The sequence below is a fragment of the Halomonas profundus genome (assembly GCF_020865425.1).
Taxonomy (GTDB): domain Bacteria; phylum Pseudomonadota; class Gammaproteobacteria; order Pseudomonadales; family Halomonadaceae; genus Vreelandella; species Vreelandella titanicae.
In genome coordinates, this window is sequence record NZ_CP086344.1 from 2,712,447 (window position 1) to 2,729,487 (window position 17,041).

The window sequence follows — 17,041 nt, forward strand, 5'->3', positions numbered from 1 at the left end:
CAATTAATCAATATCGCTCATTACCGATTCTTTAAGTGCGAACTGGCTAAGTCTACCGGCATCTAAATGCCAGTGGTACTCGACCCCAGGCAATGGGTTCAGTGAACCAACTTGATGGACAAAGAATATAACCGTTCGATTAAGCAGCCATTGATCCAGGGAAGCCGCAAGGTGGTTTGCCGTCACCGCATCAACGCCTGCAAATGGCTCGTCAAGAATCACCACTTGAGGACTGCAAAGCATTAGCCGTGCTAATGCCAAACGCCGACCTTGACCACCCGATAGCTGCTGGCCTTTTTCGCCCACCGACGTGGCTAAGCCTTTCGGCAGTTGCTCAACCCAACCATCCAAGGCAACGGCCTTCAATACCTCCCAGAGGTTTTCATCGCTTGCGGTGGGGTTGGCAATACGCAGGTTCTCAGCAATAGAGGCATCAAACAGATCCACCTGCTGAGTGAGCATAGCAAAGTGATTAGCACGGCTTTCGACCGAGAGCTGCCACACTGGCACGCCACCCACCATCGCCTCACCCTGAGTTGCTTGTAAGCGTCCCATCAACACACTGGCTAAAGACGATTTTCCGGCACCAGAATTGCCGGTAATCACCGCTCGCTTTCCAGCGGGTAGTTGAAAATTAATACACCTTAGCGCGGGCTCTAATGTTTGCGCATAGCGCAGAGAGAGCTGATTAACCTGAACGCTGAGATCAACATCTTCAGGTAGCGTAACAACAGGGGCAGCCGACGATGAATCGCTGGTTAGCGCATTTAACCGACGCACCGCTGCATAGCTAGCGCCCAGCTTGATAAAGCTAGCAGGTAGTGCGATAAACGCCTCATTCACCCCCAGCACTATCAATGCAACCATCACCAAAACAGGGCCCGTGACCAGCTGCTGGCTAAATACCAGGCTAGCGAACCACATAACTGCCACTACCATTAATCCGCTTATGACACTCACCAGGCAGTTTATTAGCGCCGCTTTACGCCCCAAGCGGCGCTGATTGCCGAACGCTTGCTGCTCTTGAGTCGCGATCATCGTCCGGTGCCACTGGGTCGTTTGATAGCTCATCAACTCAGCCGAGGCCTGTACTTGGTCGACCACTAGGCGGCGCAACGACTGCTGGTCAACCACCTGCTGATAGCTTTGCGAAAATCCCCAGGCAGCCGCTAACAAGGTCGCTACCAGCCAGAGCAAGCCCAGCGTCACCGCCATCAGCACGGCAATGCTGGGTAACCAAATAGCCACAAAAAGCGACACAGCCAATACACCAAGCAGCGCCACCAATGGTGGCACCAAGAGTCGCAGATAAAAATTATCCAGGGTGTCGATATCAGCCGTTAAACGGCTCAGCCAGTCGCTGGCACGCTCACCCTGCAAGCGAGCGTCGTCGAAGCGTGTTAAATGGCCGAATACCCGATAACGCAAGTCGGCAAGCAGCGTTAACACCGTATTATGGTTATACAGACGCTCAACATAGCGCGCGATAGTGCGCGCCAAGGCGAAGAAACGAATGCCACCACCGGGAACATAAACATCGAGCCGCGCAGGAATACCCAGCGCTAAAGCGATACCGGTCAAAGCACTAGCGGTAATAAACCAACCCGACAACCCCAGCAGCGCAAGCCCGGCCATCAGGGTGACCCAAACCAGCAAGGCGCCCACCAAAAAGCGCCTGCGGCGGCGCACTAAGAGCAGCAGCCAAGGGCGGAAGTCACGGTAAATAGCCATCATGAGTCCACCTCTACCAGTTCACCCTGTTCAAAAGCCAGATGGCGTTGAGCGGCGGCGATCACGGCCGGATGGTGGGTCGCTATGACCAGGGTGCGCCCCTCTTCTTGGGCAAGCTCAAGCAAAGCAGCCATCACGAACTGCTCTGTCTCTTGATCTAAACTCGCCGTCGGCTCATCTAACAGCACCAACGGCGCATTGCTAAGATACACTCGCGCGAGGGCAAGGCGTTGAGCTTGGCCACCCGATAACCCTACCCCACGCTCGCCGATTAACGTATCCAGACCCTCGGGTAGCTGAGTTAACAGAGGCCCAAAACCAGCGCGATGGAGTGCGGCAAGCATTTCTCCACGGGAAGCTTCGGGGGCCGCCAACCGTAGATTATCGATCAAACTGCCGTGCAAGAGACAGGGCTGCTGATCCAGCCAGGCATAGCGGCTACTTTCTTGTCGAAGGTACTTGCCAGCGCTTGGGGCGATAAAGCCCGCGAGCAGCGCTAACAGCGTTGACTTGCCGCTACCGGAGACACCGCTAAGCACCACTACCTCACCCTGCTGAATGGTGAGATCGATAGGGCCTATCACTTGCCCACGGCTAGGATAAGCAACGCAAGCAGCCTTTAACTCAATGGCCGACCTATCTGACCGCGGAGCCATATAGTGATGCCCACTCACCAAACTTGGCTGATTGAGGATATTCACCACGCTCTCGGCGGCACCGAGTGCCGCCGCGCGATCATGGTAATGCTGAGAAAGCGTGCGCAGCGGTTGGAAAAATTCAGGCGCGAGCAGTAACACCGCTAAGCCCGAAAAAAGCGTCAACGATGCTGCCGGCCCGTACTCGATGTAGCCCAGCAGGCCGAAACCGACATACATAGCCACAACCGCAATCGCGACCGAGGAAAAAAACTCCAGCACTGCCGATGAGAGAAAAGCCAACCGAAGGGTACGCATGCTAAGACGCCGATAACCATCCGTGGCATACCAAACATCCTGCTGTGCGGCTGACGTACGGCCAAAAAGCTGCAGTGTGGTCATACCGCGCACACGGTCAATAAAATGCGCTGACAATCGCGATACCGCAACGAACTGGTCGCGATTAAGGCGCTCAGCGCCCATGCCAACCAATGCCATAAAAAGTGGAATAAGCGGTGCAGAAAGCAGCAGGAACAGCGCCACCAGATAATCCAGCCAACCCGCCACCGCCAGAATCAATAGCGGCAAACAGAACGTAATGCGCAGCTGAGGGTAAAAACGCGCAAAATAACCTTCCAGCGCATCTATATGCTCAACCGCCTGATTTGCCAGCGAGCCGCTATGCTGATTGGTAAGCCACACCGGGCCCAAGGCAGACAGTTTATCCAACAGCTGAGCTCTGGCACGCTGTCGAATTCGCAGGCTCGCCTCCAGGCTTAATGTTTCATGCCCCCACTGAAAGGCAGCGCGTAACAGCACACTGCCCACCAGAAGGGAAAATATCGGTAATAGAGAAATGGGTGATCGATGATGCACCACTAGCTGATCAATAAGCCACGCAAGCCCAACCACCACGACTATCGTTTGACTACCTGCCAACACGCCACAAAGCGCTGAACCAAGCAGGCGTTTACGCTCTCCCTTAGCCAACGCATGCAGCCAACTGCGCGGCGTAAGAGAAAGCGTGTCTTCAGTTACCATGAATCAGTGGTATCCCTCGCCTACACGTACCTTGCCGCGGAACACCCAATAGGTCCAAGCGGTATAGGTCAATATAATCGGGATAACGAATACCATACCTACCAGCAGGAACAGCTGTGACTCCGGCGAAGAAGCCGCATCCCACAGCGTATAATCCGGCGGCACGATCACCGGCCATTTACTGACGATCAGGCCTAAATAGGTGAAGACATAAATGCCGATAGTGGCCAGGAAAGGCACCCCTTCACGCCGTTTTTGCACCGAACGGAAAACCACAAAAGCGCAAGCCAAGGCAGCAAATGGGAAAACCCAAATCAGTTGAATATTGCCGAACCAGCGCTCCCAGACCAAAGGATTCACAAACGGCGTCCAGAGGCTAATCACCGCAAAAACAAACAGCACCAGTGCCAGCAGCAGCGGAGTGATTTTATAGGCCCAATCCTGCACATGCCCCTCTGATTTCAGTATTAGCCAAGTTGCCCCTAACAGCGCGTAGCCTGCCATCAAGCCAAGCCCCGTTAGCACCGAGAAAGGCGTTAGCCAGTCAAAGGCACCGCCCACATAGGCAAAATCTTCAACCGGAAAGCCCTGGATATAGGCCCCTACCACGGCACCTTGCGCAAAGGCGGCAACCGCCGACCCCCAGCAAAAAGCGCGGTTCCACCAGCGGCGGTTACGGCGGGATTTAAAGCGAAATTCAAAAGCCACGCCACGGAAGATCAAGCCTGCCAACATTAAGAAAACGCCGATGTAAAGCGCAGGCAAGAACACCGAATAGACCAGTGGGAAAGCGCCTAATAGCCCAGCCCCGCCGAGCACTAGCCATGTTTCATTGCCGTCCCAAATTGGCGCCACCGAATTCATCATCACATCCCGGGCATCTTCATCGGGAGCAAAGGGGTAGAGAATACCCAACCCTAAATCAAATCCGTCCATCAGCACATACATCATGATGCCGAAACCGATAATGAAGGCCCAAACTAACGTTAGATCAAACATTTCCATGTCTAGCTCCTCACCGGGTCAACGTCATCGTCAAAAGGTGTATGCGCCGCCGACATAGGCCGCATGGGGCGCTTGAAGTTCTCGTCGGTCGTTTCACGCTCTTCTTCCGGCAGCATACCGTTGCGCACCACGCGCGTGAGATAATAAATGCCCGCATAAAACACCACACCGTAGACCAAGGCATAGCCAATTAGCGTAAACAGTGCCATAGGGCCAGTGAGCGAGGGTGTTAACCCCTCGGCATGGGTCATCATGCCGTAAACCAACCAAGGAGAACGACCTGACTCAGTGACGATCCAGCCCGCCAAAACAGCAATAAACGGCATGGGAATCATTGCCGTCAGGCCTTTTAAGAATAGACGTTTGTCATAGATACGCCCTTTGCGGCGCAACACCAGCCCCGTCAGCGCCACCGCAATCATTAACAGACCAATGCCCACCATAACTCGGAAGCCCCAGAAGACGATTAGCACTGGCGGCTGCTCTTCAGGCGCCGCTTCACTAATCCCCGGCACCTCCCCATCAACAGAGTGAGTCAAGATAATGCTGGCCAAGTTCGGAATAGCCAGCTCAAAGTGGTTGGTTTGTGCTTCCTGGTCAGGAATGGCAAACAGCAGCAGCGGCACATTGCCAGAGGTTTCCCAGTGCCCTTCCATGGCAGCCACTTTAGTCGGCTGGTGCTCCAGGGTGTTTATGCCATGAAAATCGCCGATGACGGCCTGAGTCGGTGCCAAAAAAAGCAGCAGCCAGAGGCACATAGAGAGAGCTCGGCGATTCGCTTCCGGGTCTCGATCGCGCAACAGAAACCAAGCACTCACCCCAGCGACAACGAAGCCACCGGTCAAGAATGAGGCAACGGCCATATGCATAAAGCGGTAAGGAAACGACGGATTAAAGATCGCCTCGCTCCAGGAGGTCACGTGGAAGCGGAAGTCAACTAACTCTACGCCCGCAGGGGTATGCAACCAGCTGTTAGCGGATAGAATCCAGAAAGAAGAAATAAAGGTGCCCACCGCCACCATAATGGCAGCAAATAAATGAACCCCTTGAGGCACCTTACCGCGGCCGAATAGCAGGACGCCCAGGAAGGCTGCCTCTAAGAAGAACGCGGTGACAACTTCATAGCTGAGCATGGGGCCGAGGAAATTCGAAGAGGCCTGGGAAAAATTGCTCCAGTTAGTGCCAAACTGGAACGACATAACGATGCCCGACACCACCCCCATCCCAAAGACAACGGCAAACACCTTTGTCCAGAATAGTGAGAGACGATCCCATGCAGGGTTCTTCGTTGTGAAGAACAGACCATGGAGCAGCGCAATATAGGACGCTAGACCAATCGTAAATACTGGGAAGATAGCGTGAAACGACACGACGAATGCAAATTGCAGTCGCGATAACACCAGCGGATCAAGTTCCATTTCACTCTCCTAAGACCTGAATCGGTATCCCATGGATGGGTTAACACAAGCTTAGTTGAGCCTTCATGGCACGACACTTTTAGTTATAAGCACTAAGCTTATTTCTTTACGCTAGTTTTTTACACTACTTTGCTTGCGTTACTTTTCCTGCGTTACTTTGCTTCACACAGCTTAGCTTCCCGTCACTAGCGCCCTCTTGGACAACCATTGTATTATAGCCGCCGGATGTCCAAGATGAGTCGCATTGACGCACCAATTACCCTTGCGATGCGGTATGGCAAAGTAGGCGCTATCGCGACATGATAACGACGCTGACCATATAGCTGGTGTACGCGACAAACAGCGCCAGCAGAATCCCCCCCTCCAAGCGATTAATGCGCCGCGGACGACCACGCCAAGAAAACGCAAACAGGATCATCAGCAGCGTCATACCGGTCATCACGCTCCAGTCGCGCACGAGCACCTCTCGCCCCGCCTCAATCGGCGCAATGACACCGGCGAGGCCGACCACCGCCAAGCTATTAAACAGGTTAGACCCAACCACGTTGCCTAGCACCATATCGTGCTCTTTTCGACGCAGGGCAGTAATCGAGGAAGCAAGCTCAGGGAGCGACGTCCCGATGGCGACTACGGTCAAACCAATAATCAAATCGCTCACACCAAAGCGCAATGCAATTTCAACGGCTCCCCACACCAGAAGCCGCGAACTAGCGATGAGCAGCACCAACCCCACCAGCGTCCACATGATGGCTTTACCGCGGGACATCGGCTTGCTATCCAGGGTTTCAGCGACCTCAGACACCAGCGCATCGTCGGATTGATTGCGAGAACGCAGAATGCTCACAACGATAAAGACAACCAATGCCAGCAACAGGCCAACGGCCTCCCAACGCGCGACGAATCCATCCAGCAGCATTAGGCCCGTTGCTAACATGACCAGCATCAATATCGGCATCTCTTTACGGATAACGCTAGAGTGCACCGACAGTGGTGCAACAAGGGCTACCAAGCCGAGAATTAAACCGATATTGGCAATATTCGAGCCGTAGGCATTCCCCACAGCCAAACCTGGATTTCCGTCCATCGCCGCCAGCACGGACACCATCATTTCCGGCGCCGAAGTACCAAATCCAATCACCAGCATACCGATCAATAGGGGTGACAAACCAAGCCAACGAGAGGTTGCCGCCGCACCGTCGATAAATTTCTCGGCGCTCCAAACCAGTAAGATCAATCCAACTACAACTGCTAATGTGGGAAGCAACATTTCATTTCCTTCATGACATAATGATCGGTACTGTTTTATAGGTTGTGCTTCTGAGCAACACTTCATTGCAACGGCAGTAAGATGCTATTACTAGCAATGCCTGCCACTATATGGCGACACTAGCACGTAAACCTGACGCGGAAGTACGCGGCCAATCAGGTCGAATCTAACTGTTCGCCATTGCGCCGCAGCATCGTTGTCTAAACTAACCCATTGGTCAAGCGGCCAGACTATGTTTTTAAACATTATTTCAGTGACATAGACTTGCTAAAATGCGTGTTTGACATGCTTAATCCGCCACATCCTAGTAGTTTTGCTAGGGGTTCGCACTGAGAGTTTTGGTTTTTGCGCCCACAAAAATTGATTAAGCGCCGTCCACTGCCCGTCAACGCCCCCCTTGTTGACAGCTTGCCGCCTGAGGTTAGAACTCAGCGACGGCGTTTGCGTGCCTGCCACGAATGCGACTGGGTATCCGCGCTACCGCCGTTAAATTCTGGCGAGAAAGCAAGCTGCCCACGCTGCTCACACGTGTTGGTTAAGCGCCATCGCTACCCCGCTCAGCGCAGTATGGCCCTGGCCATCGCCTCGCTTGTCGCACTAATGCTGGCAGTGTCGTTTCCGTTTATTAGCTTTACGGTCAGCGGAGTAAGCAACCGCATCGAGCTGACCCAGACCGCCACCACACTGATTGGCTTTCACCAACCCGTGGTGGCTATCGCCGTTATTATGACCATAGTGGTGCTGCCAGCCGTGTATTTGCTTGGCGTTCTTTGGCTTCAATTTGGACTACTTCGCGATCGCCCCCTGCCCTTTAGTCGCGATATTGCACGCTCACTGGCGCATTTAACGCCGTGGATGATGGCCGATGTCTTTATTATTGGCGCCTTGGTGAGCCTGATAAAAATAGCGGGCCTGGCCGATGTGGAAATAGGCATCTCCTTCTGGGCGTTTTGTGCATTTGCGCTGCTGTTGCTGATGACAAGCCAGTCCCTGGATGCCGATTGGATGTGGTTCTCGCTTGAGGGAGAACCACTGGCTCCCGAAGGTACCCGGACAGGCCTACCCGCTGGTGAACAAGGGCTGACCGGCTGCCCAACCTGCGGACTGATTAACCGCCTATCGCCCCAGGGCCGTGGGCATTGCATTCGCTGCCATGAAAAGCTTCATCAGCGTCTTCCTAACAGCTTGCAACGTACTTGGGCACTGCTGGGCGCCTCTGCCATTATGTATATTCCAGCCAATATCTACCCCATTATGACCACTACTAGCCTAGGCAACTCCTCGCCTTCTACGATTATTGGTGGCGTTGTTCAACTGATCCAGATGGGCTCCTGGCCGATCGCAGCGGTTATCTTTATCGCCAGTGTTATCGTACCTGTAGGTAAACTCGTTGCACTAACTTGGCTTTGTTTGGTGGTTAAACGTAGCAGTGCGTTCAATGCTCAAAGTCGCACGCGGCTGTATCGTCTAACAGAGTTTATTGGTCGCTGGTCAATGGTCGATGTCTTCGTGGTGGCTATCTTAGTGGCACTGATTCGCGCAGGCTCCCTGATGTCGATTACGCCAGGCCCTGCGTCGCTCGCCTTCGGCGCCGTGGTTGTGTTAACCATGCTTGCAGCAATGACCTTTGACCCGCGCTTAATTTGGGATACCCCTCTTCCACATCGTCACCCTCTTCTTCGCCGTAAAGCGGCCACCAAGGAACCTGTTGATGGCTAACGAAACAGAATCGTCAAACACTGACCCGATTAACGATCAGGAGCTAAATAAGGCTAAAACATCGCGCCAGACCAGATTATCGCCCATTTGGGTGGTACCGATCGTCGCGATTGCTATTGGGTTATGGCTGGTTTACGACAATTACGCTAGTCGTGGAACTCAGGTGACGCTGACCATGGAGAGTGCTGAAGGCATTGAGGCGGGCAATACGCTGATTCGCAGCCGTAATGTTGAAGTAGGCCGCGTACAAAGCGTGCGCCTGTCTGACGACCTTTCCCATGCAGTGCTGACCGCTCGTATTCAGCCGGAAGTGGAGGACCTTCTGCGCGAAGATACCCGCTTTTGGGTGGTTAAACCGCGCATTGGCCGTGAAGGTATTAGTGGGTTGGGTACCGTGCTCTCTGGCGCTTATATACAGCTTGAGCCAGGCACAGAGGAAGCACCACGGCGAGAATTCCCCGTTAGCGATATCCCCCCTGTTGCACCCGCTGGCCAAGCGGGACTGCGTCTTAGCTTGACGAGCCAGTTAGGTAACTCACTACGCGTCGGTGACCCGGTCTCCTATCAGGGCTACACCGTGGGACGCATCGAAGAAAATAGTTTCGAGCCTGAGTCACGCACCATGCAGCACCAGCTATTTATTGAGGAGCCATATACAGACTTAGTCACCGACAGCACTCGCTTCTGGACCTCTAGCGGTGTCGATTTCCGCTTAGACGCCGACGGCGTTCGGGTTAACGTTGAGTCATTGGAAGCGCTGCTGGGTGGCGGCGTTACTTTCGGCGTGCCCGAAGATCTGCCCATGGGTCAGCCGGTTGAAGCCAACACACGGTTCACTCTCTACGCTGATGAGGATGCCGCTCGGGAAGGAACCTTTAATCGTTATTTGGAGTATGTACTGCTGGTCGATGAAACGGTACGCGGACTCTCTAAAGGCGCACCGGTAGAGTTTCGCGGGGTACGCATGGGCACCGTTGCCGCCGTACCCTGGAACTTTACCGCTCCGCAGCCCGACTCACGGGCACGCTTTGCCATCCCCGTACTGATCAGAGTCGAACCTCAGCGCCTAGGGATCGAAAATAGCGATATTGACCTGGAAGAGTGGAAGGCGAGATTCCAACGCATGTTCGGCCTCGGACTACGCGCCTCGCTAAAAAGTGGCAGCCTGTTAACGGGCGCTCTGTTTGTAGACTTGAACTTCCACCGCGACCTTGCCGATGAGTATGTCGCCGAGCGCTTCTCAGATCGAGATGTCTTCCCCACCGTAGCCGGCGGCTTTGCTCAGATACAGGCCCAGGTAACCGATCTACTTGAGAAACTAAACGCCCTTGAGGTTGAACCGCTGTTAACCGGTTTGGATAGTAACCTTCAAGCTTCTGAGAGCATGCTGAATGAGGTTCGCGACGTGAGCGCCTCTCTTAATCAATTGCTCAATGATCCTGAAACCCAGGCTGTGGGCGGCAACCTCAACGCAACCCTGGAGGAATTGCGCAGCACGCTACAGGGGCTATCGCCGTCATCGCCGGCCTATCAAGAGCTGACAACCGCCATTGAGCGACTGGATCGCTTGATGCGTGACCTGCAGCCTTTGACTCGCACGCTCAACGACAATCCCAGAGCACTGTTGTTTGATAATCTGGATGCTCAAGACCCCATACCGCGTGCGCCACGTGATTAAGGAGCGAACGATGTTTACATGGATGAGATATTCACTGCTGCTGATCTGCTTGTTGCTATCCGCCTGCGCCAGCAGTGTCACGCCCCCCGCTCGCTATATGCTGCCAAGCGACCCATTGGCTAGCACACCCCGCCAGCCCGAGGGTACGCTTATAGTGAGCGCACCACGGCTAGCCCACTACCTGGATGTCGACGGCATTGTGATGCAGCTAGACGACATTACACTGAATGCCGCTCGGGAACACCAGTGGGCAGAAGGCTTAGGCAGGCAATTAGAGCGGAGAGTGCGCGCCAATCTATCCAAAGCGTTGCCAACACTTAGGGTTATGCGTGGTGAAGGTGATCAATCCAACGCCCTCACCCTGCGCCTGAACGTAGATCAATTCCAGGGCCGCTTTGATGGTATCGCCGTGGCTAGCGGCCAATGGCAATTGCTAAACGATGCCGGCGAGCTGTTAGAGATGGAAACTTTCTATGCCGAAACGCCTCTTGCAGAAGATGGCTATCCCGCCCTGGTGCGTGCATTAAGTGATAGCTGGGATCAAGCTGCCGAACTTATCGCCACTAAAATACGTCAGGGCGATTATTTTGATTAATCAGTGCTTTTCTAAACTGAGTTTGCTGCACTACGCTTAATGCTAACCCTCTCAGGGATGTCAATATGCCAGCTGAACCAAGCCAGACCACGGGTCTGCCCGCTGAACAACTACGCGATGCCATTAACGCCCTAATGCATACCGTAACGGCACTGCTTGAGGGCGAACCGACTCAAGGAGTCCTCGAAACGGCTTTAAATAGCCACGATGCTCTGCGCGATCAGTTAGCAGCCCAGGCTCACGATGCCACAACGCTAGCCGCGCTTCAGCGCATTGAGCAGTTTATTACTATTCAAGCTGGGCACTATTATCAAATGGCTAGCGTCGATTTTGATGAACAGCAAAACAGTCGTTTTCTCACCCTCTTTGCGCGGCAACTACTGGGGCTCGACGGCATAGGACCAGCCACGGCCCGCCAACTGTTTCAACTTGGTGTTTTCACCCCTGAGCACTTTTTTACATTAGCCCCCAAGGAAGTGGCCCAGCTTGATTTGCCTGCGGCTACTTTAGCGCGGTTAATCCCACTGCATGCCCAGGCCCCATCGCTGGAACGATTCAGCGAAACAAGCTGAGGCCCTATAACCGTGTTACACTACTCGGCTTATTACTGACACGTAGTTTTCTGGTGTGTCCGTGCACACCAGGATGATAGTGCTGCTTGGCGCTATAACCTTCACGTCTCCTGTCACGGTCATCCACGGCTACCCAACGACCATCGCGGCACACTGAATTATCTGGCACACTTCGCTGCCGCGAAGGTGAATCAACCTCGCTTTTTGAACATTACATCTAGTGATAACAGCCACTTACCGGTATTAACTCACTAGGTGACTGCGGAGAACGCATGAGCTTTTCTGAACTTGGCCTGCACGCCGATTTATTACGCGCTGTTACAGCGCAAGGTTACACCGAGCCTACCCCGATACAACGACAGGCTATCCCCGTCGTACTAGAAGGTCGTGACATGCTGGCCAGCGCCCAAACCGGCACGGGTAAAACCGCTGGTTTTACGCTGCCAATGCTGCAACGTCTAAATACCGGCAAACGACCTACAAAGCGTCAGGTACGTGCACTGGTGCTAACCCCTACCCGTGAGCTTGCCGCTCAAGTAGGCGAAAGCGTGTCGACCTACGGTCAACATCTGGCACTGCGCTCCCACATTATTTTTGGTGGCGTTGGCCAGCAGCCTCAAATCGATGCCCTAAAAGCCGGTTTGGATGTACTTGTAGCTACCCCTGGCCGCCTGCTGGATCTTCACCAGCAGGGGCATGTGGATCTCTCCTGCGTTGAGATTTTAGTGCTTGATGAAGCTGACCGTATGCTGGATATGGGCTTCATTCACGACATTAAGCGCCTGCTGCGCCTGGTGCCTAAAAAGCGCCAAAACCTGCTGTTCTCGGCGACATTCTCTAACGAGATCCAAACCCTGGCACAACAGTTGCTGGATAACCCGGCGATGATTGAGGTAGCGCCACGGAATGCCACAGCCGACAAAATTGAGCAGGCCATTTACCGTGTCGACCGCGAGAAGAAGCGCGAACTGCTGGCTCACTTAATTCAACAGAACGGCTGGTTCCAGGTTCTGGTATTTACGCGCACCAAACATGGCGCTAACCGCCTTGCAGAGCAGCTCTCCAAGCAGGACATCCCTTCCATGGCGATCCATGGCAATAAAAGCCAGGGAGCTCGCACTCGCGCGCTAACGGCATTTAAGAGCGGCGACCTGCAGGTACTCGTGGCCACCGATATCGCTGCTCGCGGCCTGGATATCAATGAGTTGCCCCACGTCGTCAATTTTGACCTACCCAACGTGGCGGAAGATTATGTCCACCGCATTGGCCGCACAGGCCGTGCGGGCAGCAATGGCGAAGCCGTTTCGTTGGTGTGTGTCGATGAAGATGCCCTGCTGGGCAATATTGAGCGGCTAATCAAGCAGAAGCTAACAAAGCACATTGAACCTGGCTTTGAGCCCGACCCCAGTATCAAACCTGAGCCCATCGAGAATGGTCGACGCAACCAACGTCAGCCTCGCGCCAAACGCAAGCCCGAAGGCCAGAGTGCCAATACCGGCGGCGAGCGTAAACGCCGCGCGCGGCGCTAGCTCAGAGCGCAGGAATATGCGAAGGTGTCGCCTTTGCATATTCCAAGCCGCTGTTTCCAGCAGCTATTTTAGCCAATACTTTTCACGGAGTGATTATGGCGTCTTCTCAACTGATGGCCGAGTATCGCCAATGGCTGACGTTCCAACGTCAAGAGCAACTCAGCCGCGAACATCAAGGGATCGTGCAGCGTTTAGAGGACGCCCGTGCGTCAGCTAATCAGGTGCTTCAAGCCTACCGCAGTATGGCTGAAAAGGCCTCGACCGAAGGGGCCTGCTACCGCACGATTTTCTTGCGTCAACGGGATGACAACCACGCCCTCCCCTGCGAAGGCTGGCTTTTTGTACGCCGAGTACTGAGCGAAGGCAATAGCACCCGCGTACGTGTCACCCTGCTTGAAACTTTTACCCTTGAAGATGGCATCATGGCGCCGGGCGATAAACCTGCTCGCAAGCTTACATTAGAAATATTTGACCAGTTGAATATGGATAAAGGCATGCGCACAAACGTCAGGGTCGACTGTCTGGACACTCCCCAGGATTACCACTTTATTACGCTACTCGATGCCGTTCGCGGAGACTTGCGTCCCCACCTTAAGTAAGTACTCGTATGGCAACGCGTCGCTCGATTACGTTTATTTTGCTGATGGTCGTGGTGGGGCTTAATTTACGCCCCGCCATGTCTTCGGTTGCCCCACTGCTTACTCGCCTGCAAGAAAGCGCGGGGCTTTCCGCTACCGCTGCGGGGTTACTCACCACGCTACCCGTGCTGTTTTTAGGCCTCTCCGCCCCGCTTGCCCCTGCCCTGGCTAGACGTATAGGCAGTGAACGGGCGCTAAGTTCGGCATTGGCACTACTGGCTGCGGGGTTGGTTTTACGTGGTTTACCTTTCCCCGGTGGGCTCTTTATTGGCTCGGCGATGGCAGGCTGTGCGATCGGCATTGGCGGCACCCTGCTACCGGCCCTGGTTAAGCGTGAACTTCCCGATAGTGCCGACCTGCTTACCGGTTTATACACCATGGCGCTCTGCTTAGGTGGCGCCTTAGGGGCTGGGTTTAGCGTCCCATTAACGCAACTGCTCGGCAGTTGGCAGGCGAGTTTGATGAGCTGGTCACTGCTGGCGCTGTTCGCACTGGTGCTTTGGCACTTCCAAATGCCCCGAACCACAATGACCAACACGCCGACAGCGCCCAAAAGCGGTATTTTACGGCTTCTTAAGCAACCGCTTACCTGGCACGTCATGCTGTTCATGGGCATTCAATCGTCCATGGCGTACATCGTATTTGGCTGGCTGCCTACTCTGCTGGTTGATCGCGGTTATAACGAGGCCGATGCGGGCTGGACAATGGCGGTGTCGATTATGTGCCAGCTAGCCTCCGCGCTTGGCGCGCCCTGGCTTGCACGAATGGGGCGTGACCAGCGTCCCGCGCTATTGGCTGTGCTGCTTAGCACCGCCATTGGCCTATGGATGCTACTTATTGCGCCATTAGTGTGGCAATGGCCAGGCGCCGCTTTACTGGGTATCGGTCAAGGTGGCAGCTTTAGCCTGGCACTGAGCCTACTCGTCTTACGCACGGCCAACTCCCGCCTTGCCGGTCAGCTTTCTGGGCTGGTTCAGGGCGGTGGTTATACACTGGCAGCACTTGGGCCTTTTGGTGTGGGAGTTATGCTGCAAACAGGCGCCAACACATCACAAATCGCTTGGTTATTGATTATTCTGATCACGGTTTGTTGTGGCTTTGCGCTACTGGCGGGCCGTAATCAGCGTCTAGATGACCAGAGCGGCGAACTTTTGATACACACTTAGCAGGTTTCGCACAAAGCCCCAGGAGATGGCGATGATCCCTCACTCCCCTCTTGCCAGCAGCGTTCCCGCCCAAGAGCGAATATTAGTCATTTACACCGGCGGCACCATCGGTATGCAACAGCATGCTGAAGGGCTTGCGCCTAGCGGTGACTTTGCCACTCGCATGGCAAAGGCCCTGAGCCAGCTACCGCTTGCCCAACAGCAATCCCTTCCACCTTATAAGGTCGTCAGCTACACCACGTTGATTGACTCAAGTGCGGCCACTCCTCTCACTTGGCAACAGCTCGCCCACGACATTAACGACCAGCTAACGGCCTTCGCCGGTTTCGTGATTATTCATGGCACTGACACACTCAGTTGGACCGCTGCCAGCCTTGCCTATCAACTCCAGGGGCTAGATCGGCCAGTAGTCGTCACGGGCTCGATGTTGCCACTAGAATCGCCCGACAGCGATGCCTTGCACAATTTGCACGGCGCGCTGCAGTTCGCTGACAAGCCTGAGCTCCAAGAAGTGGCGATTTACTTTGCAGGGCAATTGCTGCGGGGTGCCCGCGCCATTAAGCAGCACAGCGAAGCAGCCAACGCCTTCGCAAGCCCTAACTACCCACTGCTCGGCGAGCGGGTAGGCGACGATTTCGTTTATTACCCCAGCCGTGGGCTTGGCCTGCAGCAGCGTGGCGCGCCACGTTTCGAGCTCCCCGACTACCGCCTGGTCAATCAGGGAGAGATCGTGCGCATCGCTCTTTGGCCGGGCGTAGCAGCCTGGCAGCTGGATGCTTGGTTGAGTGATTCACGGGTAAAAGGGGCGTTACTTCAGCTCTGGGGCGCGGGCAACCTCCCCGACGATCCCCACTTGCTTAACGTACTTGCCAGAGCCACCGGCGAAGGCAAACTGCTTGCCGCCATTAGCCAGTGCCCGCAGGGCAGTGTCCACCTGGGGGCTTATGCGGCAGGTCACGGCCTGAGCGATGCAGGCGTTGTGGCAGGCGATGATATGACGCCGGAGGCGGCGTTCACCAAGCTAGCCCATTTACTGGCCCAGCCACTCGCGTTAGAAGATCAACGACAGCGCTTTTTAACACCACTGGTTGGCGAACGTTGATCAAACAAAGGCTTTTGTGTGCTGGCGCAGACTGAGAATCAAGCTATGTTATAGGGAGCATTCTAACCGTTTGAAGGAGCAACAGATTATGGAAAAGCCGGTACACCATTTCAGCGAACTATTCGAGCAGTTGGGATTGGCATCTGATGCAGCTTCAATCGAGCGCTTTATCCAGCGCAACGCCCCACTTCCGGAAACGATGCCATTGTCTGAAGCTCCCTGCTGGAACGAGGGCCAGGCAGAATTTCTGAAAGAAGCCGTAGATGAAGATGCCGACTGGGCAGAGGTCGTTGACCACCTTGACGCCTCAATGCATAAACCACAATAAGTCGGTGGCCTGATCACCAATGCGCTGCTAAGCGGCGCTACTGATTTAAACGTGCCTCAACGCGCTCAAGAATTTGTCGGCTGACTTTGCCGACTAGTGGCTTGGCCGCTTTGTTGACGGCTTTCTCCATTAAGCGGTTGCGAATTTCATAGCTCAACGTTAATGCCACTTCGGTACCTTCTGGCACCTCGCGAAGGCGATAACGTCCCTGGTTCTTCACACCATCCAAGGACTCCCAGGCAAGCACATAAGGCGGCTGAACCTCGGTAACCATGACATCAAACGCCCAGTCCATGCCCACGGCACGTACGTGCCAGCGGTAACGGTTTTCGCCCAGCGTTTCTATTGAGCGAATCAGATCCGAGTAATCGGCAAAATCCTCGACACGACGCAATAGTTCAAACACTCGTTCGGGCGGAGCGTTAATGATTTCACTATGTTCAATAGTTGCCATTGGTTCGCCTCTAACGACATGGATGGATAGCGTAGCATGTTGATATTCATGCTGCCCCGCCTACGCACTTTTTTTACTTCAATCAGGTACATGGTCAGCACTAGAACTGGTCAGACTAACGTCTATTGCGTAAACTGCCGCCCTTCCGGACCGGACCCCGGAA

The 17,041-nt window shown here is 54.4% G+C and carries 15 protein-coding genes; 9 read left to right on the plus strand and 6 right to left on the minus strand.

Going from position 1 to position 17,041, the window contains the following annotated elements:
- Nucleotides 1–3: 3 nt before the first annotated feature.
- The 5 genes from cydC to LMS44_RS12295 all read right to left on the minus strand — a co-directional run bounded on the left by cydC (nt 4) and on the right by LMS44_RS12295 (nt 7,097).
- Nucleotides 4–1,734, minus strand: a complete 1,731-nt coding sequence (gene cydC / locus LMS44_RS12275; RefSeq protein ID WP_009286905.1) for a thiol reductant ABC exporter subunit CydC — start codon at nt 1,732–1,734, stop codon at nt 4–6.
- Nucleotides 1,731–3,407 (minus strand): thiol reductant ABC exporter subunit CydD, encoded by a 1,677-nt coding sequence (gene cydD / locus LMS44_RS12280; RefSeq protein WP_414122739.1) that lies wholly within the window; start codon nt 3,405–3,407, stop codon nt 1,731–1,733. Before cydD ends, cydC begins: the two co-directional genes overlap by 4 nt.
- Before the next feature lie 3 nt (nt 3,408–3,410).
- Nucleotides 3,411–4,412, minus strand: coding sequence for a cytochrome d ubiquinol oxidase subunit II (cydB, locus tag LMS44_RS12285; RefSeq protein ID WP_009286907.1), 1,002 nt, complete (start codon nt 4,410–4,412; stop codon nt 3,411–3,413).
- Between the two features lie 2 nt (nt 4,413–4,414).
- Complete coding sequence (locus LMS44_RS12290; RefSeq protein WP_414122742.1) at nt 4,415–5,830, minus strand: cytochrome ubiquinol oxidase subunit I; 1,416 nt, start codon at nt 5,828–5,830, stop codon at nt 4,415–4,417.
- A gap of 289 nt (nt 5,831–6,119) precedes the next feature.
- A complete protein-coding gene (locus LMS44_RS12295; protein WP_138801482.1) occupies nt 6,120–7,097 on the minus strand; it encodes a calcium/sodium antiporter in 978 nt (325 codons plus the stop codon).
- A 345-nt stretch (nt 7,098–7,442) separates the two neighbouring features.
- Between LMS44_RS12295 and LMS44_RS12300 the strand changes: the two genes are divergently transcribed.
- From LMS44_RS12300 to LMS44_RS12340, 9 genes are all read left to right on the plus strand, one after another.
- A complete protein-coding gene (locus tag LMS44_RS12300; protein WP_022523275.1) occupies nt 7,443–8,816 on the plus strand; it encodes a paraquat-inducible protein A in 1,374 nt (457 codons plus the stop codon).
- A complete protein-coding gene (gene pqiB / locus LMS44_RS12305; RefSeq protein WP_022523274.1) occupies nt 8,809–10,494 on the plus strand; it encodes an intermembrane transport protein PqiB in 1,686 nt (561 codons plus the stop codon). The genes LMS44_RS12300 and pqiB overlap by 8 nt, the downstream gene beginning before the upstream one ends.
- Before the next feature lie 10 nt (nt 10,495–10,504).
- Nucleotides 10,505–11,089: a PqiC family protein gene (locus LMS44_RS12310; RefSeq protein WP_022523273.1), complete on the plus strand. Its 585-nt coding sequence runs from the start codon at nt 10,505–10,507 to the stop codon at nt 11,087–11,089.
- Between the two features lie 65 nt (nt 11,090–11,154).
- Nucleotides 11,155–11,661, plus strand: a complete 507-nt coding sequence (locus tag LMS44_RS12315; protein ID WP_022523272.1) for a helix-hairpin-helix domain-containing protein — start codon at nt 11,155–11,157, stop codon at nt 11,659–11,661.
- A gap of 272 nt (nt 11,662–11,933) precedes the next feature.
- On the plus strand, nt 11,934–13,190 hold the full coding sequence (locus LMS44_RS12320) for a DEAD/DEAH box helicase (RefSeq protein ID WP_009286911.1): 1,257 nt from the start codon (nt 11,934–11,936) through the stop codon (nt 13,188–13,190).
- 95 nt (nt 13,191–13,285) lie between these two features.
- Nucleotides 13,286–13,789 carry a hypothetical protein gene (locus LMS44_RS12325; protein WP_138801483.1) on the plus strand — a complete coding sequence of 168 codons (504 nt, stop codon included), beginning with the start codon at nt 13,286–13,288 and terminating at the stop codon, nt 13,787–13,789.
- A gap of 8 nt (nt 13,790–13,797) precedes the next feature.
- Complete coding sequence (locus LMS44_RS12330; protein ID WP_476488223.1) at nt 13,798–14,994, plus strand: CynX/NimT family MFS transporter; 1,197 nt, start codon at nt 13,798–13,800, stop codon at nt 14,992–14,994.
- Between the two features lie 25 nt (nt 14,995–15,019).
- The gene (locus LMS44_RS12335; protein ID WP_190373151.1) at nt 15,020–16,096 is read left to right on the plus strand and encodes an asparaginase; all 1,077 of its coding nucleotides are present in this window, start codon (nt 15,020–15,022) and stop codon (nt 16,094–16,096) included.
- An 88-nt stretch (nt 16,097–16,184) separates the two neighbouring features.
- Nucleotides 16,185–16,424, plus strand: a complete 240-nt coding sequence (locus tag LMS44_RS12340; protein ID WP_022523268.1) for a DUF2789 domain-containing protein — start codon at nt 16,185–16,187, stop codon at nt 16,422–16,424.
- A gap of 37 nt (nt 16,425–16,461) precedes the next feature.
- Here LMS44_RS12340 and LMS44_RS12345 read toward each other — a convergent pair whose 3' ends face one another.
- A complete protein-coding gene (locus LMS44_RS12345) occupies nt 16,462–16,878 on the minus strand; it encodes an SRPBCC family protein (RefSeq protein ID WP_022523267.1) in 417 nt (138 codons plus the stop codon).
- Between the last annotated feature and the right edge of the window lie 163 nt (nt 16,879–17,041).

Excerpts from the sequence above, each read along its gene's own strand:
- LMS44_RS12330 (WP_476488223.1), top strand. The coding sequence starts at position 13,798 with ATGGCAACGCGTCGCTCGATTACGTTTATTTTGCTGATGGTCGTGGTG.
- LMS44_RS12325 (WP_138801483.1), top strand. The coding sequence starts at position 13,286 with ATGGCGTCTTCTCAACTGATGGCCGAGTATCGCCAATGGCTGACGTTC.
- LMS44_RS12310 (WP_022523273.1), top strand. The coding sequence starts at position 10,505 with ATGTTTACATGGATGAGATATTCACTGCTGCTGATCTGCTTGTTGCTA.
- LMS44_RS12320 (WP_009286911.1), top strand. The coding sequence starts at position 11,934 with ATGAGCTTTTCTGAACTTGGCCTGCACGCCGATTTATTACGCGCTGTT.
- LMS44_RS12345 (WP_022523267.1), bottom strand. The coding sequence starts at position 16,878 with ATGGCAACTATTGAACATAGTGAAATCATTAACGCTCCGCCCGAACGA.
- LMS44_RS12295 (WP_138801482.1), bottom strand. The coding sequence starts at position 7,097 with ATGTTGCTTCCCACATTAGCAGTTGTAGTTGGATTGATCTTACTGGTT.
- cydB (WP_009286907.1), bottom strand. The coding sequence starts at position 4,412 with ATGGAAATGTTTGATCTAACGTTAGTTTGGGCCTTCATTATCGGTTTC.
- LMS44_RS12290 (WP_414122742.1), bottom strand. The coding sequence starts at position 5,830 with ATGGAACTTGATCCGCTGGTGTTATCGCGACTGCAATTTGCATTCGTC.
- LMS44_RS12315 (WP_022523272.1), top strand. The coding sequence starts at position 11,155 with ATGCCAGCTGAACCAAGCCAGACCACGGGTCTGCCCGCTGAACAACTA.
- LMS44_RS12335 (WP_190373151.1), top strand. The coding sequence starts at position 15,020 with ATGGCGATGATCCCTCACTCCCCTCTTGCCAGCAGCGTTCCCGCCCAA.
- cydD (WP_414122739.1), bottom strand. The coding sequence starts at position 3,407 with ATGGTAACTGAAGACACGCTTTCTCTTACGCCGCGCAGTTGGCTGCAT.
- pqiB (WP_022523274.1), top strand. The coding sequence starts at position 8,809 with ATGGCTAACGAAACAGAATCGTCAAACACTGACCCGATTAACGATCAG.
- LMS44_RS12340 (WP_022523268.1), top strand. The coding sequence starts at position 16,185 with ATGGAAAAGCCGGTACACCATTTCAGCGAACTATTCGAGCAGTTGGGA.
- cydC (WP_009286905.1), bottom strand. The coding sequence starts at position 1,734 with ATGATGGCTATTTACCGTGACTTCCGCCCTTGGCTGCTGCTCTTAGTG.